Genomic DNA, 24,632 nt, shown 5'->3' with positions numbered 1-24,632 from the left:
AACAGTTGAAATACTAAAATAAGTTATATTTGTTCATTAATACAAAAATTTCCATGAAAAAGATACAACTTTCGTTATTAGTAGTCATTATGCTTTGTTTTGTTACAAAAAGTTTCTCTCAACACGGGACTGTAGATATTAAAAACGGTATTGGTTTGTTTGGTGGTATTTCACAATTCGATATTATTACCGATAATTTTGAAACTACAAAAGGCGATGGCTGGATTGGTGGTATGAGTGCTACTGTAGAATTACCACACAAATGGTATAATGCAAGTTATGGGATGCAACTTGCCGAAAATAAAATTAGTGTTTCTGGCCGTATAAGTAATACAGATTTATCTGCAGAAGCACTAGAATATAAGATATTTACGGTACAAGTTGTTTACTTATGGCATGCTAAAATTTTTGGTGATTTTTTAACTTTCGATTTTGGACCAATGTTACAATACAATAGTGACCTAGAATTAATAAACGACCAACAAGAGAATTTTTTAGTTAATAATTATAATGCTTTAACAGCTAGCGATATTACAAAAATTTCTGCTTTTAATGCTAATGGTGCTGTTGGGTTAACAGCAGGAGTTAGTATTATAAAGTTTCGAGCCCAATATATCTATGGTTTCACTAACACCTTAAATAAGCTAAACTCCAATGACGATATTGATTTAACAGGGAACAGCACTAAGTTTAAAGGAAATCAATCCATGTTAACTTTTTCTGCTATGATATCCTTTTAAAATAGGGAACGATCTAGTAAATAATTACGGTATTATTCAATACAAACTAAAATTCATAGTCATGAAACAAAATCTACTTTTTTTAATATTTACAGTTTTAGGCTGTGCTACTATTTTCGCACAAAGTGAAAAAGAAACCATTGCACGCAATTGGTTAGAAGACAATAAAAACGAATTAAATATTCAAGATAATCATAATTTGGACATGCAATTTAGTAGAGCAGGTTTATCTGGTGAAACCTTTCGTTTTTACCAAATGATCAATGGTGTTCAAATTTTTAATGCAGAAATTACTGTTCATGTATCTAATAGAAACAATGTTACTTTTCATGCAACGACTTACGATTCTAGTATTGAAACGATAAGTACCACACCAGCTGTTACAGAGGAACAAGCATTAGAAATTGCTTTAACTAACTTAAACGTCGAAGCTGCCGATGTTACTAATATAAAGAATGAACTTTACATTTTGAAAAATAACAATCAAACTATTTTGACTCGCAGAGTTCTTGTAAGTGCTTATACCAAAACAGGAGCATGGGAAGTGATGTTAAATGCCCAAACAGGTGCTGTAATAAGTGCTAAGGATGTTGCATTATACAATCACAAAAAAGACAAAAAGGATAAGGACCAAAACACAGCAAAAACGGATAATTCATCTATAATGATGGCTACCGGAACTGGTTTTGTTTTTGAATCAGATCCTTTAACCGCAACAACTAGTCTTTATGGAGGACAATATGTAGATAATAATGACAATACTAACGCAGCTTTGGATGCAGCAAGAAGTTCTGTTACATTACTAGATATTGAATTATCTGGAGGTAATTATAGATTAACTGGACCTTATGCAGATATTGCAGAATTAGGTGCGCCAAACAAAGGTTTGTTTATTCAAACGAGTAGCGATTTCTCTTTTAATAGACAACAAGACGGTTTTGAAGCAGTTAATGTGTATTATCATTTAGATAATTTTTTAAGATATCTAAATGTTGATTTAGGTTTAAGTGTCGCTCCTAGCGGAAATGGAGGAGTAGTTCGATTTGATGCGCATGGTGCAAATGGAGAAGATCAATCTTTTTATAATCCAGGATCACAAAGTGTTCAGTTTGGAGAAGGTTGTGTAGATGATGGTGAAGATGCTGATGTTATTGTACATGAAGTTGGGCATGGCGTGCATGATTGGATTACAAATGGTGCAACATCTCCTTTCTTAGGAGAAGGTAATGGAGACTATTTAGCAGGATCCTATAAAAGAAGTTTTGGACAATGGAGCGCTTCAGACGCATCATACAGTTTTATGTTTGGTTGGGATGGACATAACCCATGTTGGGGAGGACGTACAACTGCAGATACTAGAGTCTATCCTGGCGGTCTAGTTGGCTTACAAGGTGGAGCAGCACATAACGACGGACAAATGTGGGCATCAACGTTAATGGAAGTTTGGGACATTGTTGGTAGAGAGAAAACTGACAAAGCTTTTATAGAGGGTATCGCTATGACAAATAATGGTACAAACCAGCAAGACGCAGCAATTGCTGTAAGACAAGCAGCTATAGACATGGGAACTGCTGGAGGTTATACTTGTGCAGATATACAAGCTTTTACAGATAGATTTACTGCAAGAGGCTATACATTGCCTGCTTATACTTGTAATTTAAGTGTAGATGAGTTTACAGCAAATAGTATTTCTATTTACCCTAATCCAACTCAAGGAGTAATTACTTTAAAAAACATTAATCAAGATTATAATGTTGCCGTATTTAATATGTTGGGTCAAAGAGTAAAAGACCTAAACGTTAATGCAAGAGCGAATACAATGGATGTTTCTAATTTGGCAACAGGAGCTTACTTTATTAAATTTAATGGAGTAGATACTGTATTAAAGTTTATTAAAGAGTAAACATTAGATTTTTATATAAATGAAAAGCGAGCCATTGGCTCGCTTTTTTTATTTAATATGTTTGCGGTTTTTACAAAACAGTAATCATTTTTTCTATACGCATTACAGTTTCAGCCTTACCAATTAGATACATAATATCAAAAACTTCTGGACCTTGTAGTGCTCCAACAAGTGCTAAACGTAAAGGCATCATTACTTTTCCAAAACCTATTTCGTTTCCTGTAATCCAACCTTTAATTTCTTTTTGAAGCGGTTCTACTTCAAAATCGTCAATATTAGCAACTATTGAGACTAAATGCGTCATTAAGTCTTTGGTTTTATCTTTAAAAGCTTTTTTAGAGGCTTTTTCGTCATAACTTTCTGGAGCAACAAAGAAGAAGCTACTTAATGCCCAAAAGTCGTTTACAAACGTTGCACGTTCTTTAACTAAACCTACAACCATTGCGATGTAGCTAGAATCTATGTTTGTTAATTCTGTGCGATTATTTTTAAAAGCTTCAGCCAATTCATCATTGCTTTGCTCTTGCATATAATGATGATTAAACCACTTGATTTTATCTGGATCAAAACGTGCTCCTGCTTTATTTACACGATTTAAATCGAAAGCTTCAATTAATTCGTCTAAGTTAAAAAGCTCTTGTTCTGTCCCAGGATTCCATCCTAAAAAGGCTAAGAAATTAATTACTGCATCTGCAAAATAGCCTTCTTCTTTATAACCTTTAGAAACACCTCCATCTGGCGAAGTATATTCTAATGGAAACACTGGGAAGCCTAATTTATCACCATCACGCTTGCTTAACTTTCCTTTTCCAGTAGGTTTTAAAATTAGAGGTAAATGTGCAAATTCAGGAGATTCCCATCCAAAAGCAGTGTATAATTGCATGTGTAAAGCTAAAGAAGGCAACCATTCTTCTCCACGAATAACATGAGAGATTTCCATTAAATGGTCGTCTACAATGTTCGCTAAATGGTAGGTGGGCATACCATCACTTTTAAACAGTACTTTATCATCTAAAACATTAGTATCAATTTTAATATCTCCACGAATAATATCTTTAAGACGAAGTGTTTCATCTTGAGGAGATTTAAAACGAATTACATAATCGTCTCCATTGTCTAATTTTGCTTGAGTATCTTCCTTAGAAAGCGATAAAGAATTACTGAGCTCTAAACGGTTATGCCAATTGTATATAAAGGTTTGCTTGTTCGCTTCGTATTCTTTTCTTTTAGCATCTAAAGTTTCAGAAGTATCAAAAGCGTAATATGCATTATCACTAGCAATTAATTGCTCAGCATATTGTTTGTACAAATGCTTGCGCTCACTCTGTCTGTAAGGGCCAAATTTTTCATTCTTATTAGGTCCTTCATCAAAAGGAATATTACACCAATTTAAAGCATCGATTATATATTGCTCTGCGCCTTCTACATAACGGTTTTGGTCTGTATCTTCAACACGTAACACAAAAGTACCGTTGTGTTTTTTTGCAAATAAATAGTTAAAAAGAGCTGTTCTCACACCTCCAATATGTAAAGGTCCTGTTGGACTTGGTGCGAAACGCACACGAACATTTTTAGACATTGTATAAATTTTATTGTCGCAAAGATATATTGATATGGGTATAGAACAAAGAAATCAGTAGATTCTTTGAAACATCCTTTTAACAAAATACTAATATTTTTTATAAAATAAAGCAGTATTTTAGTCAGTTATAAAGCAAAAAAAGTAATCGAGCATTGAACAATTTCCAAAACATACACTCTAAGCTAGAGCAATTTATTAGAAAATATTACACGAACGCGTTAATTAAAGGCGTGATTTTGTTTTTTAGTATTGGTTTATTATATCTATTAATTACATTGTTAGTAGAGCATTTTTTATGGTTAAACTCTGCGGCTAGAACGGTTCTCTTTTGGTTGTTTGTAGCGGTAGAACTGGCCTTGTTTGTTAAGTTTATTGCAATGCCATTAGCAAAATTGTTCAAACTCCAAAAAGGAATAGATTTTGAGAAAGCTTCACTATTAATTGGTAATCATTTTCCGGAGGTTAATGATAAATTGCTTAATGTACTTCAGTTAAAAAACACACATTCAGATTCAGAGCTATTGTTAGCAAGCATCGACCAGAAGTCAGCTGAATTAAATCCAGTGCCATTTAAATTGGCTATAAATTTCAAAAAAAATGCTAAATATTTGAAATATGCAGCCATTCCATTGCTTATTATTTTGGTAACAGCTATTTCTGGGAAATTGAATTGGTTTAGCGAGAGTTATGAGCGTGTAGTAAATTACCAAACCGCTTTTGAGCAACCAGCACCTTTTCAGTTTTTTGTTTTAAATGAAGATATGCAGGCTGTCGAGAATAAGGAGTTTCGATTGATTGTTAAAACCGCTGGAGACGTTATTCCCGAGAACGCGAAAATCACTTTTAGTAACGAGACCTATTATTTGCAACAACGTGGAGTAGGTGCTTTCGAATATGTGTTCGAGCAACCTAAAAACGATATTACTTTTAATTTAACAGCAAATAAAGTCACCTCTAAACCTTATACAATAACCGTGGCTCCAGTACCAACTTTATTGGGTTTCGATATGCTTTTAAATTACCCAAATTATACAAATAAGCGCGATGAGGTATTGAAAAGTACAGGAAATGCAGTTGTACCAACAGGAACACGTATTACATGGGAATTAAGAACAAAAGCAACTGATTACGCCACGCTTTACGCGAAAGACACAACGCAGTTTAATAGCAGCGAAAACGGACAATTTTCTATTGGTAAAAGCGTGTATAGTAATTTCGATTATAGCATTGCAACAAGTAATAATCAACTAAAAGATTATGAGAATCTAGCGTTTAATATTCAAGTGGTTCGCGATGAATATCCAGAGTTAAAACTACAATCTAAAGTAGATTCTTTAGATAAGCAATCGTTGTATTTCTTCGGAAAAGTTAGCGATGATTACGGTCTTAATAGATTGCAATTAGTCTATTATCCTAGCGGAAATGATAAGGTGAAGAAAACAGAAGTTATTCCAATATCAGGATCAAATTTTAGCGAGTTTGTAAGCGCGTTTCCAAACAATTTAGATATCACTGAAGGTACTAGTTACGATTTATACTTCGAGGTTTTCGATAATGACGCAGTTACTAAAAATAAGAGCACAAAGAGCAGTGTGTTTAGTTACAGAAAACGAACAGCAGACGAAGAGGAGAAAAAGCAATTACAAGAGCAAAACGAAACGATTCAAGATTTAAATCAATCTTTGGAAAAGTTCGATAAGCAGCAAAAAGAATTAGAAGAGCTTTCGAAAACGCAAAAGGAAAAATCTGAACTCAATTTTAATGATAAAAAGAAGTTCGAAAATTTCATGAAGCGTCAAAAGCAACAAGAAAAAATGATGCAGAAGTTTAATAAAAAGCTTCAAAAGAATTTAGAAGACTTCCAAAAAGAAAATAAGAAAGAAGATCAATTTAAAGCCGATTTAAAAGAACGTTTAAAAGAAAACGAAGAACAACTTAAAAAAGACGAAAAACTACTTGAAGAGCTCGAAAAGTTGCGCGAGAAGATGAATAAAGAAGAGTTCTCAGAGAAAATTGATAAACTCGCTAAGAAGGCTAAAAGTCAGAAAAGAAGCCTGGAGCAAATATTGGAATTAACGAAGCGGTATTACGTTAATAAGAAAATGGAAAAAATTGGCAATGAGCTAGACAAGCTTGCTAAAGAACAAGATAAACTTGCTAACGAAAAACTAAAGGAGAATACTAAAGAAAAGCAAGAGGAGCTGAACAAGAAATTTGAAGACATCCAAAAGCAATTAGACGATCTCGAAAAGGATAATAAGGAATTAAAGAAACCTATTGATTTGCCTAGAGATGAGAATAAAGAAGAAAATGTAAAAGAAGACCAAGAAAAGGCTTCCGAAGAATTAGATAAGAAAGAACAATCGCCAAGCAACGAAGAAAAGCAAAGTCAGAATACTAAAGCAAAGAAAAAGCAAAAAGCAGCAGCTCAGAAAATGAAAGAGATGAGCATGAAAATGCAGGCTCAAATGGGGCAAGGTTCAGGCGAAGCATTACAGGAAGATATTGACATGTTGCGTCAAATATTGGATAATCTTTTACTGTTTTCTTTCGATGAAGAAAAGGTAATGAAACGCTTTAAAAGTATAGAAATAAACCATAATGAATACGCTACCTATTTAAAAAAACAGAAGGATTTGCGTACACATTTTGAGCATGTGGATGATAGTTTATTTGGTCTATCCCTGCGTCAACCAAAAATATCTGAAGAGGTAAATACTGAGATTTCCGAAGTGTATTTTAATATCGATAAAGCCTTAGCGGAGTTAGCAGAGAATAATTTGTATAAAGGTGTGTCTTCGCAACAATACGCAGTTACTTCTGCAAATAATTTAGCCAATTTTTTAAGTGATACTTTAGATCAGTTACAAAATTCAATGGGAATGCCATCACCTGGATCCGGGGAAGGAGGTGAGCCACTTCCAGATATTATTATGAGCCAAGAAGAGCTTAATAAGAAAATGGAGGAAGGCACAAAAAAAGCAGAGAGCGGTAAACCTCAAGATGGAGAAGGAGAAAAACCAGGAGACAAACCAGGAGAGAAACCGGGAAAAGGAAAAAAACCAGGTAAGGAAGGTGAAGATGGCGACAAGGGTGAGAATGGTAAAAAAGGTAAAGACGGTAAGAAAGGTAAAGACGGAAAGGGAAAAGGTGAAGGCGAAGGCAATGGAAAAGATGGAGAGGGTAAAGGTGGAGCTCAAGGAGGCCAAGATGGTTTTAATGAAGATGTAAACGGAGAGTTATATAAGATCTACCAACAGCAACAAATGATACGTCAGGCACTGGAAGACAAGCTTGCATTAGACGAAAAGATGGGTAAAGGAACACCAGCAAATGCAAAGCAATTGCTAAAGCAAATGGAAGATGTGGAGTTGGATTTAATTAATAGTGGCTTTACAAATGAAACACTTTCTAAAATGTTGAATTTACAACATCAACTTTTAAAATTGGAAAAAGCAACGTTTCAACAAGGACAGGACAATAAACGTAAATCTGAAACTAATAAAAAGGAGTTTTCAAATACTACAAATAATCAAATACCTAAGGCTAAAGAATATTTTAATACCACAGAAATATTGAATAAGCAAGCCTTACCTTTGCAGCAGGTTTATAAACAAAAAGTACAAGAATACTTTAAACAAAAGAATGATTAGTTTTAATTACGAAAACGATTTTAAGCTTCCAAATGAGGCTGTAGTTTCAGCATGGATAGCTTCAGTTATTTCCTCTGAAAACTTTAAAGAGGACGAGATAAACTATGTTTTTTGTGATGACGAATATCTTCACAAGCTTAATGTGGATTTCCTTAACCACGACACACTTACAGATATTATTAGTTTTGATTATTCGGTAGGAAAAACACTACAAGGTGATATTTTTATTTCTACGGAGAGGGTTGAGGATAATGCTAAAGATTTCAAGGTTACTTTCGAAAATGAATTATATCGTGTACTTGTACATGGTGTTTTACATTATTGTGGTTATAAAGATAAGACAGACGAAGATGCTAAACTCATGCGAGAGAAAGAAAACTTCTACCTTAATACGCTTAATTAGAATTCATTATTTCGCACTATATTTGCAGACTTTTAAATAGTAATTAGTAATGTTTCACGTGGAACATTATATATGTAATCAAAGGATTTTTAATTCCATTTTGAAACACTTAAATTTTTTAAATGTTTCACGTGGAACAATTATATTATTATGTTTAACGAAATTTACGATGTTATAGTTGTTGGCGGTGGTCATGCGGGAAGCGAAGCTGCGGCGTCGGCAGCAAATATGGGAAGCAAGACACTGCTTATTACCATGAATTTACAAAATATTGCTCAAATGTCTTGTAATCCTGCAATGGGAGGAATTGCTAAGGGACAAATTGTAAGAGAGATTGACGCACTTGGCGGTTATAGTGGAATTGTAAGTGATACTTCTGCTATTCAGTTTAAAATGTTGAACAAATCTAAAGGACCAGCAATGTGGAGTCCAAGAGTGCAAAGTGATAGAATGAAATTTGCTGAAGATTGGAGGTTAATGCTTGAAAGAACAGAAAATCTTGATTTTTATCAAGATATGGTTTCTAGCTTAGTTGTTGAAAATGGAAAAGTGGCAGGTGTGAAAACATCTTTAGGAATAGAAGTGAAAGCAAAATCTGTAGTATTAACCAATGGTACTTTTTTAAATGGATTAATACATATAGGAAATAAGAATTTTGGTGGAGGAAGAGCAGGAGAAAGAGCGGCTACTGGAATAACTGAACAATTGGTTAGTTTAGGATTCGAATCGGGTAGAATGAAAACAGGAACACCACCAAGAGTAGATGGTCGTTCTTTAGATTTTTCTAAAATGGCAGAACAGCCGGGAGATGCTAATCCTGAAAAATTCTCGTACTTAGATATTACTAAGCCATTAGAGCATCAACGTTCTTGTTATTTGGGGCATACAAGTGAGAAGGTTCACGATTTACTGCGTGAAGGTTTTGATCGTTCACCAATGTTTAATGGCAGAATTCAAAGTCTCGGACCAAGATATTGCCCAAGCATTGAGGATAAGATAAATAGATTTGCTGATAAAAATAGTCATCAATTATTTGTAGAGCCTGAAGGATGGAATACTGTTGAAATGTATGTTAACGGGTTCTCAACTTCGCTACCAGAAGATGTTCAATTCAAAGCTATGCGCTCTATTGTTGGTTTTGAAAACGTCAAGTTTTTTAGACCTGGTTATGCAATCGAATATGATTATTTTCCACCAACACAATTAAAACACACATTAGAAACAAAGCTTGTTGAGGGTTTATATTTTGCAGGACAAATTAATGGCACTACAGGTTACGAGGAAGCTGCTTCGCAAGGTTTAATGGCAGGAATAAACGCTGCGCTTAAAGTACAAGAAAAGGATCCTTTTATATTGAAACGGAACGAAGCTTATATTGGCGTTTTGGTAGATGATTTAATTACCAAAGGTACCGAAGAGCCGTATAGAATGTTTACGTCTCGAGCAGAGTACAGAACATTGTTACGTCAGGATAATGCAGATTTTAGGCTCACGCCAAAGGGCTATGATCTTGGTTTGGCTAGTGAAAAACGATTAAGAAGAATGGAGAAAAAGCGTGAGGAGTCGGAGCGCTTTGTTAAATTTTTCAAAGATACAAGTGTTACAACTCACGAGGCAAATCCTGTTTTGGAGGCTAAAGGTTCTGCTGCTGTAAAACAGCAAGGAAAAATGCATAAAATATTTGCTAGACCAAATATTACTATTGACGACATGCGCAAAATTGATTCTGTAGATAATTATATTCAGCAACATAATTTGGATAAAGAAGTTATAGAGCAAACTGAGATTCAGGTTAAGTACGCGGGATATATCGATAAGGAAAAGAATAATGCAGATAAATTAAATAGACTGGAAAACATCAAAATTCCTTTGAATTTTGACTATTCAAATTTGCAATCAATGAGCCTAGAAGCGCGAGAGAAATTAAACAAAATTCAACCGATAACTATTTCTCAAGCTTCAAGAATAAGCGGAGTCTCTCCTGCGGATATTTCAGTGCTTCTTGTGTTTATGGGGCGATAATGGAAACGTTTTCTATATATTGTTCCACGTGGAACATGTAAGTTATTTTTGAAAGAAATTTAGTTTTGTTATTCCTGAGAAGGAGGAATCCATCAAGTTATATATTATTTATAAGTGCAAAATCGAAAAAAGACACCATACATTAAAGTTAAGGATCATTCTGTTTCAGGTGAAGAATTTCAATTAATTCCAAATCTAGAATTTGGTTATTTAGAAACCACTCCTCAGCCAACCGCAGAAAACCTTTCTAGTTATTACGAAAGCGAAGATTACATTTCTCATACAAATGCTAAGCGAAATCTTTTTGAAAAAGCATACCATACAATTCGTAATATTTCCTTGAAACGAAAATTAAAACTTATTAATTCGTTTCAAGTGCAAGACAAGAAACTGCTAGATATTGGTTGTGGAACGGGAGCGTTTCTAAAAACAGCAAAGGATAATGGATGGTATGTTTCTGGAATTGAGCCCAATGAAAAAGCAAGAGAAATAGCTAATGACGCCTGTGATGATTCTGTTTATACTATAGAAAAATTAAAAAGTTTTAAGGCAGAAAGCTTCGATGTTATAACGCTTTGGCATGTTCTAGAACACTTACCAAATTTAGAAGAACAAACTTCAACTTTAAAAAGATTATTAAAGCCTAATGGCACTTTGGTTATTGCAGTTCCAAATTTTAATAGTCACGATGCACTGCATTACAAAAAGTTTTGGGCAGCTTTCGATGTGCCTAGACATCTTTGGCATTTCTCTAAGGAGTCAATCTCAAATTTGTTTGAAACAAAAAACATGACTGTTGAAAAAATACTTCCTATGGTTTTTGATGCTTTTTATGTGAGTTTACTTTCAGAAAAGTATAAAAGAAAATCTATGACTCCGCTTCGTGCTTTTTTTGTTGGATTACGTTCAAATGTAAAAGCTAAACGTTCTGGAGAGTATTCTTCTTTAATTTATGTGCTAAAAAACTATAAAAACTAAATAATAGACACCGTGGTGCTTTTGTATTGAACCGATCTTTAAGTTTGCTAGTGGGTTTCTATAAAAGCCATTAAAACGCTTTATTTTAATCCGTTTACAATAGTTAAAAACTATTTCGACCAATTATATTAATAATAAATCTCTATAATAAGTTTTTATTAAGAATTATTGCAGTTAAATTATTTCTCTTTTCTATTTTTGCCAAAACACAAAATTATTTTAAAATGAAAAAATTAATATTAGCACTTATCGTTTTGGTAACATTTGCATCTTGCCAAGAACAAAAAATGGGATTTGTAGATAACGGAAAAGTAATTAACGATATTCAAGAGAAAAAAGACATTGAATCTAAATACGATGTTTTAAACGAATCTTTTAAATTGCGTGCAGATAGTATTGGTAAAGCGTACCAATCAGAATATCAAATATTACAAGTTCAAGTAGCTAAAATGCCCCAAAACAAACAACAAGAAGCTATGCAACCGTTTCAAGCAAAGGCGCAACAATATCAACAGATGATGCAGGCAGAACAGCAGAAAATGCAAACGGCTTATCAGGCAGACGTTGATTCTGTTATTTCTAAAATGAAAGCGACAGTAAAAGACTACGGAAAAGCAAATGGCTATAAATTTATTATAGGTACTAACGAGTCTATTGGTACTATTTTATATGGCGATGAAGCATTAGACTTGTCTGATCTAATTATTAAAGAAATAGATAGTAAGTTTAAAAAACAATAACAACCAAATACAGTTTTTAAAAACGCTAAATTATTATTTAGCGTTTTTTTTATGCTTATAAATGCTTTTATTCTGATTTTTTATGAAGTAGCCTTGTTAATTTTATGGATAAATCTGTAAGTATTATTTTAGAGTTTCCGTTGCGCTCAATGTGGTAAATTGCATCTTGCAATTCGTTAGAGATATCTAAGATATTATTGTTGTGAACAAAAGGAGCAAACTTTTCAAGTTTAAACTTTTCGCTTTTAATTTCCATATAGACCAAAGCGTCTGCATTATAATTTAATAATAGTGCTTGACGGAAAAAACCTAAACAGAAATTTAAAAAATGCTTTTGTGTTTCGCGACCAGTTTTAGCAATATCCTCACTCCATTGTATTAAATCATGGATTGCGGCCTTATTACCTTTAGCTTTAAATGCAGCTCGAATCCAGAAAATAAACCAAGTTTCAAACTGTGTATCTTCACTATCATTATAGACTAAATCGCAAGCTTTATTATAGTTTCCGTTGGCCTGATGTGCTATTTTAGTTGCTACAGCTTCAGTAAGGCCATAGTTTTTAATAAGAGCGTTTTTTATATCAATTTCAGCCAATGGCGGGAAGTGTAGTAATTGACAACGCGATTTAATAGTGTTGATTATTTGTTCTTCTTCTTCAGCAATAAGAATAAAAATAGTTTTATTTGGTGGCTCTTCAATTAACTTTAAAAGTTTGTTTGAAGCGGCAGTATTCATTTTATCTGCCATCCAAATTAACATGACTTTATAACCGCCTTCGTAAGATTTTAGAGCAAGAGATTTAATAATATCTTGTGCTTCATCTACTCCGATTTGGCCTTGTTTATTGTCAACACCTAATTGTTTGTACCAATCGAATAAGTTTCCATAAGGTTGTTTGGTCAACATATCTCTCCATTCTACTAAAAAATGCTTAGAAACCGGATGCCTTTTTATTTTATCATTAGTTGTTACAGGAAAGGCAAAATGCAAATCTGGATGCGAAAAGTTATTAAATTTTAGATTGCAAGCAGTATTTCCGTTACTATTTTCGGCATCAGTATTACCACATAAAACGTACTGTGCATAGGCAATAGCCATTGGTAGAGTACCAGATCCTTCTGGACCAATAAAAAGTTGCGCATGAGGTATTCTACCATTATCTGCGCTTAGCTTTAAATGGTTTTTAACATGGGCTTGTCCAATAATGTTAATAAAATTCATATAATAATTATAGTTGCAGAGTTTTGTGGTACATAAAAAAATTTAGTTTTATCCAAACTATAAATATATAGTATTATACTCAAGAATTAAACCTATGAATAAAAAGTATTTTTTGATTGCGCTACTGTTCAATATACTTGTTTATGCACAAGAAACTAAAACATTCCATCTTAATGAACAGTTTTATGTTCACGGTGATGCTATAAGTATTGGTAACAATATTTTAAGCAAACATAAAAAAAAGGCGTTTAATACGATAAACATAGTTAATGATCAAATTAACATGAAATATGTTGACGTAGATAATGATAATTCTACTTTTAGTTCAAGCTCCGCAAATTTAGAACTTTTAAAAAATAATAACAAAATTGTTTACGCTGGATTGTACTGGAGCGCCATATACGGTTATAAAAAAGGTGTTAAAAGAAAAAGAGGAAATAAGATATTTTACATAGGAAAAGGGAAAAGAGATAGTATCTTTAATATTATAAAGTTTAAAACGCCAAACGGTGACTATAAATCAGTTTTAGGAGACGTTCTTTTTGATGGTTTTGAAAATGAGAAGTTTAAAGAGAGCTCACCTTATGTCTGTTATGCAGATGTTACAAATTTAATTGATAACAACAACATAAATGGAGCCTATACTGTTGCAAATATTAAAGCAACCCAAGGTTTTACTTCAGGAGGAAGCTCTGCTGGTTGGGTTTTGTATGTGGTTTACGAAAAACCCAAAGACAACCCAAAATACATTACAACTTACCATGGTTTGGCTGTTTTAGAAAAAAACAAACCCTTAGATATTGCTTTAAATCAATTTATAACTGCTAGAGAAGGCTTTATAGATGCATCTATAACTATGGCCGCATTAGAAGGAGATAGCAGACTAAAGCAGGACCAATCATTAGTATTTAACCCTCAAGACAGTACTTATATACCATTATCTAACAAAATAAGACATGAAAAAAACTTTTTTAATAGTACCATAACAACTAAAGATAATGAACTGTTTATAAATCGTAATCCAAACAGTAGAAACACTTTAGGTTTCGATTTAGCACAAATAAAAGTCCCAAATGAAAACAATAAAATAATAGGTAAGAATACAACTGAAGCAACCTTAAGATTTAACACTAAATCAGATCGCTTTTATTTATTTTTTACCGCGTTTGAAACCGAGATTAGTCAAGATTTTTATGATTTACAACAAAACAAAGAAGACCTTATTCCTATAGATTTAAATACAAAACTAAACAATGAAAGTATTGTAAATACAGACAATGAAATGTCTTCCTCTAAAGTTTTAGCGAGTTCAGATGATAAGGAATTGGTAATAAACAATCCAGAACCAAAAACAACTCCAAGCATTGACGCTTCAAAATTAGAAAATGAAACTATATTAGAACAGGATAAATACGAAGACGATAATGTTGTTGTTTCAAATGAAGAAATAATAGACGAAGTAAACCCATTAATTCCAGAGGATTTTGAAAGTTTAATTATAGACATAAATAACAGTGAAGGCATGGAGTCGTCAGAGTTACGAAGAGGATATTATGTTATTACTAATGTGTTTTCAAAAAAGTATTTAGCAGATCGTTGGAATGCGTTATTACTTAAAAAAGGCTATCAAACAGAAGTATTTATTAATCCTAAAAACAATTGGTATTATATTTCTGTTTTTAATACGGAAGACATATATGTAGCACTTAAGGAGCGCAGTAGGCTAGATGCATTAGATTATTTAGAGGGTATTTGGGTTTTTAAAGTTAATATAGATTCACCTACTATATAAATATTATTTATAAAAAAATAAAGATTATTTTTGTTCATATAAAATAATACACCACTAAAATGAAGACCCTTAACGATTTTAATTTTAAAGATAAAAAAGCATTAGTTAGAGTAGATTTTAATGTGCCATTAGACGCTAATTTTAATGTTACTGATGCCACTAGAATTTCTTCAGCAAAACCAACAATAATAAAAATATTAGAAGATGGTGGAAGCTGTATTTTAATGTCTCATTTAGGACGACCAAAAGGAGTTCAAAAGGAGTTTTCTTTAAAACATATTCTTAGTAAAGTTGAAAATATAATAGGAGTTGAAACTAAATTTGTTTCTAACTGCATTGGAGCTGAAGCAGAAGAGGCTGCCGCTAATTTAAAATCGGGAGAACTTTTAATTTTAGAAAATTTACGTTTCCATGCGGAGGAGACAAAAGGAGATGTTGATTTTGCTAAAAAACTTTCAAAACTTGGAGATATCTATGTAAACGATGCTTTTGGTACAGCGCATAGAGCACATGCATCTACAACAGTTGTAGCTCAATTTTTCCCAGAAAAAAAGTGTTTTGGCAATTTATTAGAACAAGAAATAAAAAGTATTGATAAAGTTTTAGAGTCGGACGACAAACCTGTTTTAGCTATTTTAGGAGGAGCAAAAGTATCATCTAAAATTACAGTTATAGAAAACATTTTGGACAAAGTAGATGATATCATTATTGGAGGAGGCATGGCATTTACTTTTGTAAAAGCACAAGGAGGAACTATTGGAGACTCTTTAGTAGAAGATGACAAAATGGAAATGGCTTTAGATATTTTAAAGCAAGCGAAAGCGAAAAACGTTACTATTCATATTCCTATAGATTCTATAATTGCAGACGCCTTTAGTAACGATGCAAATACTAAAGTTTGTGACATTACGGCTATTCCAGAACATTGGATGGGATTGGACGCAGGACCAGAATCTAGAAAGCAATTTCACAACGTTGTAATGCAAAGCAAAACCATTTTATGGAATGGTCCTTTAGGCGTTTTCGAGATGGAAAACTTTGCAAATGGAACAATAGCATTAGGTAATTCAATTGCAGAAGCTACTAAAAACGGAGCGTTCTCTTTAGTCGGAGGAGGAGATTCTGTCGCCGCAGTGAAACAGTTTGGTTTCGATAAAAAAGTAAGCTACGTAAGCACTGGAGGAGGTGCAATGTTAGAAAGTTTAGAGGGTAAAACATTACCCGGGATTGCAGCTATTTTAGAATAAGACTTATGCTTTAATACCTTTTTAGCTACTATTACGTTAGTTTTAAACGCAATCTTTTTAAATGAATTTATTTATCAAACATATAGTTCTATTTTGTTTACTTTTCTTTGCAATTGTACTTCATGCACAAGAACAAGACTCTTTAGAGGTTAAAAAAACGCACCTTTTAGAATCTGAATTAATAGCAGGAGAAAGGGATGTAATAGATACAATTGTGGATAATAAAGCCTTTTTTAAAAAGTCTCTTCAACCCTTAAAAACTATAGATTTAGCTAAGGAACTACAAGACAATGCATTTTCTTCAGATATCGATAAAAAATGGATGGAAGAGCTTTATAGCACTTCGCTTTTCGATACTATTTATCGCGATGTTACAGATCTTAAATATGAAGCTGTTTACTACCCAGAATTACCTACAGATACATTAAAAGCAAGGTTAGAGCGCTTGAATGCCAGAACACCTTTTAATGTAGAGTATAATCCGCAACTTGAAAACTTAATTAAACGTTGGCTAAAAAAAAGGCACCAATCTATGGAGCGTTTAATGGGATTGAGTAAATATTATTTCCCAATGTTCGAACGCGAATTAGATAACTATAATATCCCGTTAGAGATTAAGTACCTTGCGATTGTAGAATCTGCACTAAAACCCAGAGCAAAATCGCGAGTTGGAGCAACAGGTTTATGGCAGTTTATGTTTGCCACAGGAAAGCAATACGGCTTGGACGTAAGTAGCTATGTAGACGAACGTAGTGACCCTATTAAATCTACCGAATCGGCATCAAAATACTTAGCTAAACTATATCAAATTTTTGGTGATTGGGATTTAGCATTGGCAGCTTATAATTCTGGGCCAGGAAATGTAAGTAAAGCAATTAGACGTTCTGGTGGTTATAAAAACTACTGGAATATTAGGCCTAATTTACCACGTGAAACTGCAGGTTATGTACCGGCTTTTTTGGCAACAATGTATATTTTTGAATATGCTGAAGAGCATGGTTTTGTGCAACATAAACCTCTATTTAATTATGTTGAAACCGATACTATTCGCGTAAAACAGATGATTACTTTAGATCAGGTTTCGGAGTTTACAGGTGTAAAAATGGAGACGCTTCAGTTTTTAAACCCGTCATATAAATTAGATGTTATTCCGTATATAAAAGGAAAAAATTATACTTTAAGATTGCCAAGAAATGTTATTGGTGCTTTTGTAAATAATGAAAGTGAAATGTATGCTTTTGCAAAAGCTGAATTTGATAAACGTGAAAAACCTTTACCACAATTATTAAACGCAGATACAAAAACAAGATACAAAGTTAGGCAAGGCGATTATTTAGGTAAAATTGCTAGAAAGTTTGGTGTTCGTGTGAGTGAACTAAAACGGTGGAATGGTTTACGCAGTAACAGTTTAAAAATTGGACAGCGGCTAACCGTTTATCCACGAAATCCTTCATCTGTAACAAAAGCTGCTAGGAAACCCAAAAGTACTCCAAATTTTAAAGGGAAGACTTATATAGTAAAAACTGGAGACTCATTATGGAGCATTTCTCAAAAATTATCAGGAGTTTCTTTACAAGATATTAAAGATTGGAACGATATTAGTAGTACTAATTTAAAACCAGGTATGACTTTAAGAGTTTCTAAAAGTTAGTAACACCAATTTAATAAACAAATTATGCGTAAACTTATTCTATTAGTAGTTGTCATAGCAACTACATTTTCTTGTAATAATGATGGTAGTAAAAAGGTTATAAGAATACTTCCAGATTCTGCAGGCCCTTTTAATAAAATTGCCATTGTTGTGGACAACGAGCTATGGAAAAACACTGTTGGAGAAACTATAAGAAGCGTTATGACGCAATCAATAGACGGTTTGCCTCAACCAGAGCCAATGTTTTCTTTATCACAGATTCCAACTCCTGTTTTTACTGGTTTTGCTAAACAAAGCAGAAGTATTTTAAAGGTAGAACAAGGTGAATCCGGTTTTAAAATTGAAAGAGATGTACATGCAAGGCCTCAAAAAATTGTGACTGTTTCTGGAAAAGATATTACAGAAATTAAAGCTCAAATAAATAAAAATGCGGATAATATTATTGAGGCTTTAAAAGCTGAAGAAATAAGATATAAGCAAAAACAAATGAGCAAATCTTTATCAAGAAATAAGGCCGTTCAAGAAGCGTTAGATATAAAAGTAAAGTTTCCATCGTATTACAGAGTTACAAATACAATTGCAAAACCCGAAGATAAATTTAATTGGATAAAACGAGATATACCAACAGGATATACTAATATCGTGTTTTACGAATTACCATTAAGTGCTATAAAAAAGAACGATAGTTTGGTTAGTCAAATTATTAGAACTAGAGATTCTATTGGTAAAAAATATATTCCAGGACCTGCAGATGGTAGTTATATGGCTACAGAAATGGCTTATGCGCCGCATGTTTACGAAACTATTATTGATAACAAACCAACAATAGAGGTAAAAGGACTTTGGGATGTAAAAAACCAGTTTATGTCTGGACCATTTATTATGTATATTATAGAAGATAAGGTTAACGATAGATATGTAGTTGCCGAAGGTTTTGCATTTGCGCCATCTGTCTCTAAGCGTAACTACGTTTTTGAGTTAGAATCTATTATAAAATCTATTAGAGTTAACTAGTGTTTTCAAAATACAGAACATAAAAAAATTTTACAAAAATAACAAGACAATTCAAAACTAAAATCCATTCGAACATGCTGTTTTTTTTTATGTTCTATAGTATAGAATTCTACTTTTTTTCTTCAGCTTTTTCCTCATCTTCTTTACTGGCATCTTTAAATTCTTTAATGCCGCTTCCAAGTCCTTTCATAAGTTCTGGGATTTTTTTACCTCCAAAGAGTAATAAAATAGCTATAACTATTAATCCAATTTGCCATGGTCCAAATGCTCCTAAAAATATACCTAGTGATATCATAATAAATGTATTTATAGCACAAAGTTAGTAATTAAAGTTTAATAATAGCGTTTTAAAGCTAACTTTAGCATATTGTTAAATAGGAAAAGCTATATTTTTATTTACTTTTGTTTTAAGATGATTACTCATGGATAAGAAGACTAAAAAGACCAAAAAAATATCAAAAAAACTACTTCATAAGTTTCGTTTAGTCATTTTAAACGAAGATACTTTCGAGGAGCGATTGACATTTAAGCTTACGCTATTAAATGTGTTTGTATTGCTTGGTATTTCATCAATAGCACTTATAGGTTTTACTATTTTACTAATCGCTTTTACACCATTACGAGAATACATTCCTGGCTATTCTTCAACAGCATTAAAAAAGCAAGCTGTAGAACTTAATTTTAAAACAGATTCTTTACAGCAGGTTATTACATATAACGATCAATATTATGCTTCAATAAAAAAAGTACTAAAAGGAGAGGTGAGCACTGTAGAGTTTAACAGAGACTCTATTATCGAATCTGCAAAAATAGACCCAACTGAAATAGATTTATCAGCCAATGAAGCAGATTCTCTTTTAAGATCAAAAGTAGATAAAGAAGATAAATACAACCTTTTTGAAACTGCAAAATCTAAAACTAATTTCGTGTTATTTCCACCTGTAAATGGCGAAATTAGTGAGGAATATAGTATAGAAAATAAACATTACGCAGTAGATATTGTAGTTGCTAAAAACACACCCATTAAAGCCACTGCAGATGGAACAGTTGTTTTTGCAGAATGGACAGCCGAAACAGGTTTTGTAATATTAATAGAGCATAGTCATGGCTTACTTTCTGTATACAAACACAATACAACTCTTACTAAAACGCAAGGCGATTTGGTAAAAGCAGGTGAAGTAATTGCAACTTCAGGAAATACAGGAGATTTAACTACAGGACCACATTTACATTTTGAATTATGGAGTGATGGCTATTCCGTAAACCCAACAAATTTTATAGATTTTAAGAAATAAATATGTCGTTAAAATCACTATTCGCAAAACCATTTGCAATATATATACATAAGAAAGTTCAGAAATGGGCCAATAACCCTATTGAAACCCAAGAGAAAGTATTTCACAATTTAATTTCTGAAGCGTCGAAAACCGCGTTTGGAGAAGACCATGATTTTATAAATATAAATAACCACGATGATTTTATAAAACGTGTACCTATTAGAGATTACGAAGCACTAAAACCTTACGTTGAAAGAGTAGTCGCGGGAGAGAAAGACATTCTTTGGAAAGGGAAACCACTCTATTTTGCTAAAACTTCCGGAACAACATCTGGTGCAAAATATATTCCTATTACTGCTCAAAGCATGCCTAATCACGTTAATGCAGCTCGAAATGCAATATTGCTTTATATTCACGAAACAGGAAACTCTAAGTTTGTAGATGGAAAAATGATTTTCTTACAAGGCAGTCCAATTTTAACAGAACAAAATGGAGTGCAATTAGGAAGATTATCTGGAATTGTAGCACATTATGTTCCAAAGTACCTTCAAAAAAACAGACTACCTTCTTGGGAAACCAATTGTATAGAAGATTGGGAAACTAAAGTAGATGCTGTTGTAGAAGAAACATTGCCAGAAGACATGACTATTATTTCTGGTATTCCATCTTGGGTTCAAATGTATTTTGAAAAACTTCAGAATAGAACAGGACAGAAAGTAGGTGATATTTTTAAGAACTTCAACTTATTCATTTTTGGAGGTGTTAATTACGAACCTTATAGAGCAAAGTTCGAAAACTTAATTGGAAGAAAAGTAGATAGTATAGAACTGTATCCAGCAAGTGAAGGTTTTTTTGCATTTCAAGACAAGCAAAACGAAAAAGGAATGCTACTTCAGTTAAACTCTGGAATGTTTTATGAGTTTATCTTGGTGGAAGAGTTTTTTGAAGCCCATCCAACACGTATTACCATAAAGGATATTGAAGTTGGTAAAAACTACGTTTTAATTATTTCAACAAACGCCGGGTTATGGGCTTATAATGTTGGTGATACCGTTATTTTTACAAGCACTAAACCGTATCGCGTAATTGTATCTGGACGTATAAAACACTTTATTTCTGCCTTCGGCGAACATGTTATTAGTAAAGAAGTAGAATATGCTTTAAAAGAGGCTACAGAAAACACTTCGGTAAGAATTAATGAGTTTACTGTTGCGCCACAAATAAGCCCAGAATCTGGTTTGCCATATCATGAATGGTTTATAGAATTTGAAAATGAACCAGAAAGTCTTTCCGTTTTAGCGAAAAAAATAGACGAGGCTTTACAGCAACAAAATAGTTATTATTTAGATTTAATTGTAGGTAAGGTGTTGCAACCCTTAAAAATATCGGTTGTTAAGAAAAATGGATTTCAAAACTACATGAAATCTATTGGTAAATTAGGAGGTCAAAATAAAATTCCGCGTTTAGCAAACGATCGAAAAATAGCAAATGTATTAAAACCATAAATTTTATTGAAAAAATAGTATATTCGCCAGCTAAAGACGTTACATGAGTAAATTTAAAAAACACGAAAGAACTAGAGCCCAAGAAAGCTCAAATGCTATTGAAAGAATGTACATTACGATGCGACATTTATTCAATCGTGGTTTTTATAAGCCAATGGGAATTTCTGGAGAAACCTTACGCGAAGCACTTTTAGTATTAAGACCAGAGATTTATGGTTCTATTGCAGATGAAAAAGCAGAATTAGAAGGGCTTTTATATGTTATAGATAGACTTCCAATAGGTATTCAAGAGTGTCGTTTTATTAACCTAACCAGTGATGAAGGTTATGCAGATTCTCATTTCGAACCTATAATTCCACCAAAAAGAAGACGTAATTGCTACAGAATTGATGCCGAGCAAATGAATATTGAAATTACGCGTGGACGTAGTGAAATTTACGATATTTTAACGCACTTAACATTTCTTTTTGTTGAATCTCATAAAATTTTTAAACGGGTAGTTATAGACGATAAAGGCACTACAACAAGGGATTGGGTTAAATTGGAGACTGCTGTTTTAAGTAAAAAGAAATTCACGAAACAAGAACGTGAAATAGCAATAACACATACCGCAAATATTTTAGGTCGCACTTTTAAAGAGTTAAGCGATGTATATAATGATTTTGCAACAACAAAACACCCAGAACGTTTATTAGAAATTGTCTATTGGCTGGGAAAACTGGCAATAGATGAGGTTATAAATAATAACAAACGTACAGTTACCTTTAGTCCTGTTTTACGTGAGCGTTTAGGCCATCATATTCATGGAGAAAGTTGGGCAAACACCATAAAAGAAACACTTAAAGTTAATGGTTTACTTTCAAGACCAATACATATAATTAGTGCCAACCTACATAGTGTTATGAACACTTTGTACGCACCACAAGCACTAAAGAATTTAACTGCTAAAAAAGATATTTTTGAAGTTTACGAAGCATTAAGTAGTTCAGAAAACGAAAGTTTACGCAATAAAGTGACACAGAAAGCGTTACAGCAAGGAATGATTTATATCAAAGACACTTCTGGAACTAACATAAATGTTCAGATTTTTGATACAGCCAAACTAGATTTAAGCCTTACAGATTTAGGACTTAATAAGCCTGAAAATGATACTGAAAAACCTGTGCTTTTTGTAATGGATTATGCTTTTGGGGAGCAAGCTTATGAGACTATAGATGAATTTTTAAAGCCTTTTGAAGAAGGAGAAGAAAAAACACATTTAAACATTGAGTCTATCTCAATTATGGGAAAAGCTGGAATTTTAGAAGGTGCTAAAGGAGATATTATGATTCCTTCTGCACACATATTCGAAGGCACAGCAGATAATTATCCATTTAAAAACGAATTAAGTAAAGAAGATTTAGATAATCAAGGTGTTGCTATTTACGAAGGTAGCATGATTACTGTTTTGGGTACATCGCTTCAAAATAAAGACATTTTAAAATTCTTTTTTAACTCGACTTGGAACGTTATTGGACTTGAAATGGAAGGCGCACATTACCAAAAAGCAATTCAAGCTGCATCAAAAGTACGAGGTAGTATAAACCCTGATGTAAAAGTAAGATATGCTTATTATGCTAGTGATAATCCATTAGAAACGGGAAGCACACTAGCCTCTGGAGGTTTAGGAACATCTGGTGTGAAACCAACATATTTAATAACAAGAAAAATATTACAACAAATTTTTAATTAATTATTAGAATATATATTATGAGTCAAGAATTACCATCTAATAAAAACACAAATGAGGAAATCGATTTAATTGTGCTTTTTAACCTTATTGGGAATGCAATAAATAATTTTTTTAAATTTATAGGTTCTTTTTTTAAATCTATTTTTTCACTAATTATTCATGCCCTTAAAATATTTATTGATGGCTGGAAAGTTATTATAGGTGTCATTTTGTTATCCGCAATAATTGGTTATGCAGTAGAAATTACACAAATTCCACTTTACAAATCTCAAATGTTGGTTAAGCCTTATTTTGATTCCAAATACCAATTAGTAAATAATATTGGTTTTTTCAACTCTCTAATTTCTAATAATGAACATGAAGAACTAGATAAGATTTTTAATTCAGAATACACACCTAAGATTGATGTAACTGATATTAATGAATTTGTTATCGAGCCAGGGCCAGAAACAGAAAATGATCGAATTAAGGAATATCAGGCATTTGCTAGAGGTTTGGATAGTTTTGGTAGAGAACAAGTAGATTATGATAAATATCTAGAAGATAGAAGTATATACTCTGGAAATATATTTTTAATTACAGCTGTATCTAATAAAAATAATATATTCAGTGACCTTACTTTTGGAATTAATACTGCATTTACTAACGCCTATTCTTCATCAAAAAAGATGAAGGACACATTATTATATGAAATCCAAAGAGAAAATATTGAAAACAGTTTAAAACAGGTAGAGAAGTTACAAGCTATCTATTTAAAAGTTTTACAAGATCAAGCAAATAATCCTGGTCAACCGGTTAAAATGGGAGACCTATTCCTTACTAAGGACCAAGAAGTTGATACCAAGGAATATGCATTGCTTGATAAAGAATTAGCATTAAGAGACCAATTGCGAAAACTTGATGAAAAACGAGTTACCGAAGATGTTTTTGTAGATATTATATCTAGTTTTCAGCCAGTTGGATATCATGAAGTAAGATTGTTGAAAAGATTTACTTTTGTTTTTCCTGCCTTAAGTTTTCTTTTATTATGCTTGTTTTATTTAGGTAAAAGAACAGTAATTTACGTTAAAAACTACGAAGATTGATTCTGTTACTAGCAATATAAAGATGATTCAAACTTGCTTTAAAGAGTTCCTAAATTAATAAAATAATTCAGTTATTCTTTATTACA

The 24,632-nt window shown here is 32.7% G+C and carries 18 protein-coding genes; 15 read left to right on the top strand and 3 right to left on the bottom strand.

The genetic code is table 11. From position 1 onward, the window contains the following. Nucleotides 1–53 precede the first annotated feature (53 nt). Nucleotides 54–740: a hypothetical protein gene (locus RH82_RS10085; protein ID WP_034060433.1), complete on the top strand. Its 687-nt coding sequence runs from the start codon at nucleotides 54–56 to the stop codon at nucleotides 738–740. A 61-nt stretch (nucleotides 741–801) separates the two neighbouring features. Then, a complete protein-coding gene (locus tag RH82_RS10080; RefSeq protein ID WP_052158298.1) occupies nucleotides 802–2,643 on the top strand; it encodes a T9SS type A sorting domain-containing protein in 1,842 nt (613 codons plus the stop codon). A gap of 70 nt (nucleotides 2,644–2,713) precedes the next feature. Here the strand turns inward: RH82_RS10080 and gltX are convergent, their stop codons facing one another. Then, nucleotides 2,714–4,222 carry a glutamate--tRNA ligase gene (gene gltX / locus RH82_RS10075; protein WP_034060431.1) on the bottom strand — a complete coding sequence of 503 codons (1,509 nt, stop codon included), beginning with the start codon at nucleotides 4,220–4,222 and terminating at the stop codon, nucleotides 2,714–2,716. A 155-nt stretch (nucleotides 4,223–4,377) separates the two neighbouring features. Between gltX and RH82_RS10070 the strand changes: the two genes are divergently transcribed. The 5 genes from RH82_RS10070 (at nucleotide 4,378) to RH82_RS10050 (ending at nucleotide 12,021) form a co-directional block, all read left to right on the top strand. Beyond that, the gene (locus tag RH82_RS10070) at nucleotides 4,378–7,878 is read left to right on the top strand and encodes a DUF4175 family protein (protein WP_034060430.1); all 3,501 of its coding nucleotides are present in this window, start codon (nucleotides 4,378–4,380) and stop codon (nucleotides 7,876–7,878) included. Beyond that, nucleotides 7,871–8,281 (top strand): rRNA maturation RNase YbeY, encoded by a 411-nt coding sequence (gene ybeY / locus RH82_RS10065; protein ID WP_034060428.1) that lies wholly within the window; start codon nucleotides 7,871–7,873, stop codon nucleotides 8,279–8,281. The genes RH82_RS10070 and ybeY overlap by 8 nt, the downstream gene beginning before the upstream one ends. 150 nt (nucleotides 8,282–8,431) lie before the next feature. Next, nucleotides 8,432–10,303, top strand: a complete 1,872-nt coding sequence (gene mnmG, locus RH82_RS10060) for a tRNA uridine-5-carboxymethylaminomethyl(34) synthesis enzyme MnmG (RefSeq protein WP_034060426.1) — start codon at nucleotides 8,432–8,434, stop codon at nucleotides 10,301–10,303. A 114-nt stretch (nucleotides 10,304–10,417) separates the two neighbouring features. Continuing rightward, complete coding sequence (locus RH82_RS10055) at nucleotides 10,418–11,281, top strand: class I SAM-dependent methyltransferase (RefSeq protein WP_034060425.1); 864 nt, start codon at nucleotides 10,418–10,420, stop codon at nucleotides 11,279–11,281. A gap of 224 nt (nucleotides 11,282–11,505) precedes the next feature. Beyond that, nucleotides 11,506–12,021, top strand: a complete 516-nt coding sequence (locus RH82_RS10050) for an OmpH family outer membrane protein (protein ID WP_034060423.1) — start codon at nucleotides 11,506–11,508, stop codon at nucleotides 12,019–12,021. 67 nt (nucleotides 12,022–12,088) lie between these two features. Here RH82_RS10050 and RH82_RS10045 read toward each other — a convergent pair whose 3' ends face one another. Beyond that, the gene (locus RH82_RS10045) at nucleotides 12,089–13,243 is read right to left on the bottom strand and encodes a DNA polymerase III subunit (protein ID WP_034060421.1); all 1,155 of its coding nucleotides are present in this window, start codon (nucleotides 13,241–13,243) and stop codon (nucleotides 12,089–12,091) included. A 94-nt stretch (nucleotides 13,244–13,337) separates the two neighbouring features. Between RH82_RS10045 and RH82_RS10040 the strand changes: the two genes are divergently transcribed. From RH82_RS10040 to RH82_RS10025, 4 genes are all read left to right on the top strand, one after another. Beyond that, nucleotides 13,338–15,035: a hypothetical protein gene (locus RH82_RS10040; RefSeq protein ID WP_034060419.1), complete on the top strand. Its 1,698-nt coding sequence runs from the start codon at nucleotides 13,338–13,340 to the stop codon at nucleotides 15,033–15,035. Nucleotides 15,036–15,094: 59 nt separating this feature from the next. Further along, a complete protein-coding gene (locus RH82_RS10035) occupies nucleotides 15,095–16,282 on the top strand; it encodes a phosphoglycerate kinase (protein WP_034060417.1) in 1,188 nt (395 codons plus the stop codon). A 61-nt stretch (nucleotides 16,283–16,343) separates the two neighbouring features. Beyond that, on the top strand, nucleotides 16,344–17,933 hold the full coding sequence (locus tag RH82_RS10030) for a LysM peptidoglycan-binding domain-containing protein (RefSeq protein ID WP_034060415.1): 1,590 nt from the start codon (nucleotides 16,344–16,346) through the stop codon (nucleotides 17,931–17,933). A gap of 24 nt (nucleotides 17,934–17,957) precedes the next feature. Then, on the top strand, nucleotides 17,958–18,947 hold the full coding sequence (locus RH82_RS10025) for a DUF4837 family protein (protein ID WP_034060414.1): 990 nt from the start codon (nucleotides 17,958–17,960) through the stop codon (nucleotides 18,945–18,947). Nucleotides 18,948–19,056: 109 nt separating this feature from the next. Here RH82_RS10025 and RH82_RS10020 read toward each other — a convergent pair whose 3' ends face one another. Further along, nucleotides 19,057–19,242 carry a Sec-independent protein translocase subunit TatA/TatB gene (locus RH82_RS10020; protein WP_034060412.1) on the bottom strand — a complete coding sequence of 62 codons (186 nt, stop codon included), beginning with the start codon at nucleotides 19,240–19,242 and terminating at the stop codon, nucleotides 19,057–19,059. A gap of 127 nt (nucleotides 19,243–19,369) precedes the next feature. Between RH82_RS10020 and RH82_RS10015 the strand changes: the two genes are divergently transcribed. The 4 genes from RH82_RS10015 to RH82_RS10000 are packed head-to-tail and all read left to right on the top strand — an operon-like array spanning nucleotide 19,370 to nucleotide 24,546. Next, nucleotides 19,370–20,242 carry a M23 family metallopeptidase gene (locus RH82_RS10015; protein WP_034060410.1) on the top strand — a complete coding sequence of 291 codons (873 nt, stop codon included), beginning with the start codon at nucleotides 19,370–19,372 and terminating at the stop codon, nucleotides 20,240–20,242. A 2-nt stretch (nucleotides 20,243–20,244) separates the two neighbouring features. Continuing rightward, nucleotides 20,245–21,729, top strand: a complete 1,485-nt coding sequence (locus tag RH82_RS10010; protein ID WP_034060408.1) for a GH3 family domain-containing protein — start codon at nucleotides 20,245–20,247, stop codon at nucleotides 21,727–21,729. Between the two features lie 43 nt (nucleotides 21,730–21,772). After that, nucleotides 21,773–23,461 (top strand): DUF6909 family protein, encoded by a 1,689-nt coding sequence (locus RH82_RS10005; RefSeq protein WP_034060407.1) that lies wholly within the window; start codon nucleotides 21,773–21,775, stop codon nucleotides 23,459–23,461. A gap of 17 nt (nucleotides 23,462–23,478) precedes the next feature. After that, nucleotides 23,479–24,546 carry a hypothetical protein gene (locus RH82_RS10000; protein WP_034060405.1) on the top strand — a complete coding sequence of 356 codons (1,068 nt, stop codon included), beginning with the start codon at nucleotides 23,479–23,481 and terminating at the stop codon, nucleotides 24,544–24,546. The last annotated feature ends 86 nt before the right edge of the window (nucleotides 24,547–24,632 follow it).

This window comes from Lacinutrix jangbogonensis, assembly GCF_000797445.1.
Lineage (GTDB): Bacteria > Bacteroidota > Bacteroidia > Flavobacteriales > Flavobacteriaceae > Lacinutrix > Lacinutrix jangbogonensis.
This window is presented reverse-complemented; position numbering and strand designations above follow the sequence as displayed.

Coding starts and splice junctions, on each gene's coding strand:
- RH82_RS10025 (WP_034060414.1), top strand. CDS start 17,958: ATGCGTAAACTTATTCTATTAGTAGTTGTCATAGCAACTACATTTTCT.
- RH82_RS10000 (WP_034060405.1), top strand. CDS start 23,479: ATGAGTCAAGAATTACCATCTAATAAAAACACAAATGAGGAAATCGAT.
- ybeY (WP_034060428.1), top strand. CDS start 7,871: ATGATTAGTTTTAATTACGAAAACGATTTTAAGCTTCCAAATGAGGCT.
- RH82_RS10005 (WP_034060407.1), top strand. CDS start 21,773: ATGAGTAAATTTAAAAAACACGAAAGAACTAGAGCCCAAGAAAGCTCA.
- RH82_RS10085 (WP_034060433.1), top strand. CDS start 54: ATGAAAAAGATACAACTTTCGTTATTAGTAGTCATTATGCTTTGTTTT.
- RH82_RS10030 (WP_034060415.1), top strand. CDS start 16,344: ATGAATTTATTTATCAAACATATAGTTCTATTTTGTTTACTTTTCTTT.
- RH82_RS10080 (WP_052158298.1), top strand. CDS start 802: ATGAAACAAAATCTACTTTTTTTAATATTTACAGTTTTAGGCTGTGCT.
- RH82_RS10035 (WP_034060417.1), top strand. CDS start 15,095: ATGAAGACCCTTAACGATTTTAATTTTAAAGATAAAAAAGCATTAGTT.
- RH82_RS10045 (WP_034060421.1), bottom strand. CDS start 13,243: ATGAATTTTATTAACATTATTGGACAAGCCCATGTTAAAAACCATTTA.
- mnmG (WP_034060426.1), top strand. CDS start 8,432: ATGTTTAACGAAATTTACGATGTTATAGTTGTTGGCGGTGGTCATGCG.
- RH82_RS10050 (WP_034060423.1), top strand. CDS start 11,506: ATGAAAAAATTAATATTAGCACTTATCGTTTTGGTAACATTTGCATCT.
- RH82_RS10015 (WP_034060410.1), top strand. CDS start 19,370: ATGGATAAGAAGACTAAAAAGACCAAAAAAATATCAAAAAAACTACTT.
- gltX (WP_034060431.1), bottom strand. CDS start 4,222: ATGTCTAAAAATGTTCGTGTGCGTTTCGCACCAAGTCCAACAGGACCT.
- RH82_RS10040 (WP_034060419.1), top strand. CDS start 13,338: ATGAATAAAAAGTATTTTTTGATTGCGCTACTGTTCAATATACTTGTT.
- RH82_RS10020 (WP_034060412.1), bottom strand. CDS start 19,242: ATGATATCACTAGGTATATTTTTAGGAGCATTTGGACCATGGCAAATT.
- RH82_RS10010 (WP_034060408.1), top strand. CDS start 20,245: ATGTCGTTAAAATCACTATTCGCAAAACCATTTGCAATATATATACAT.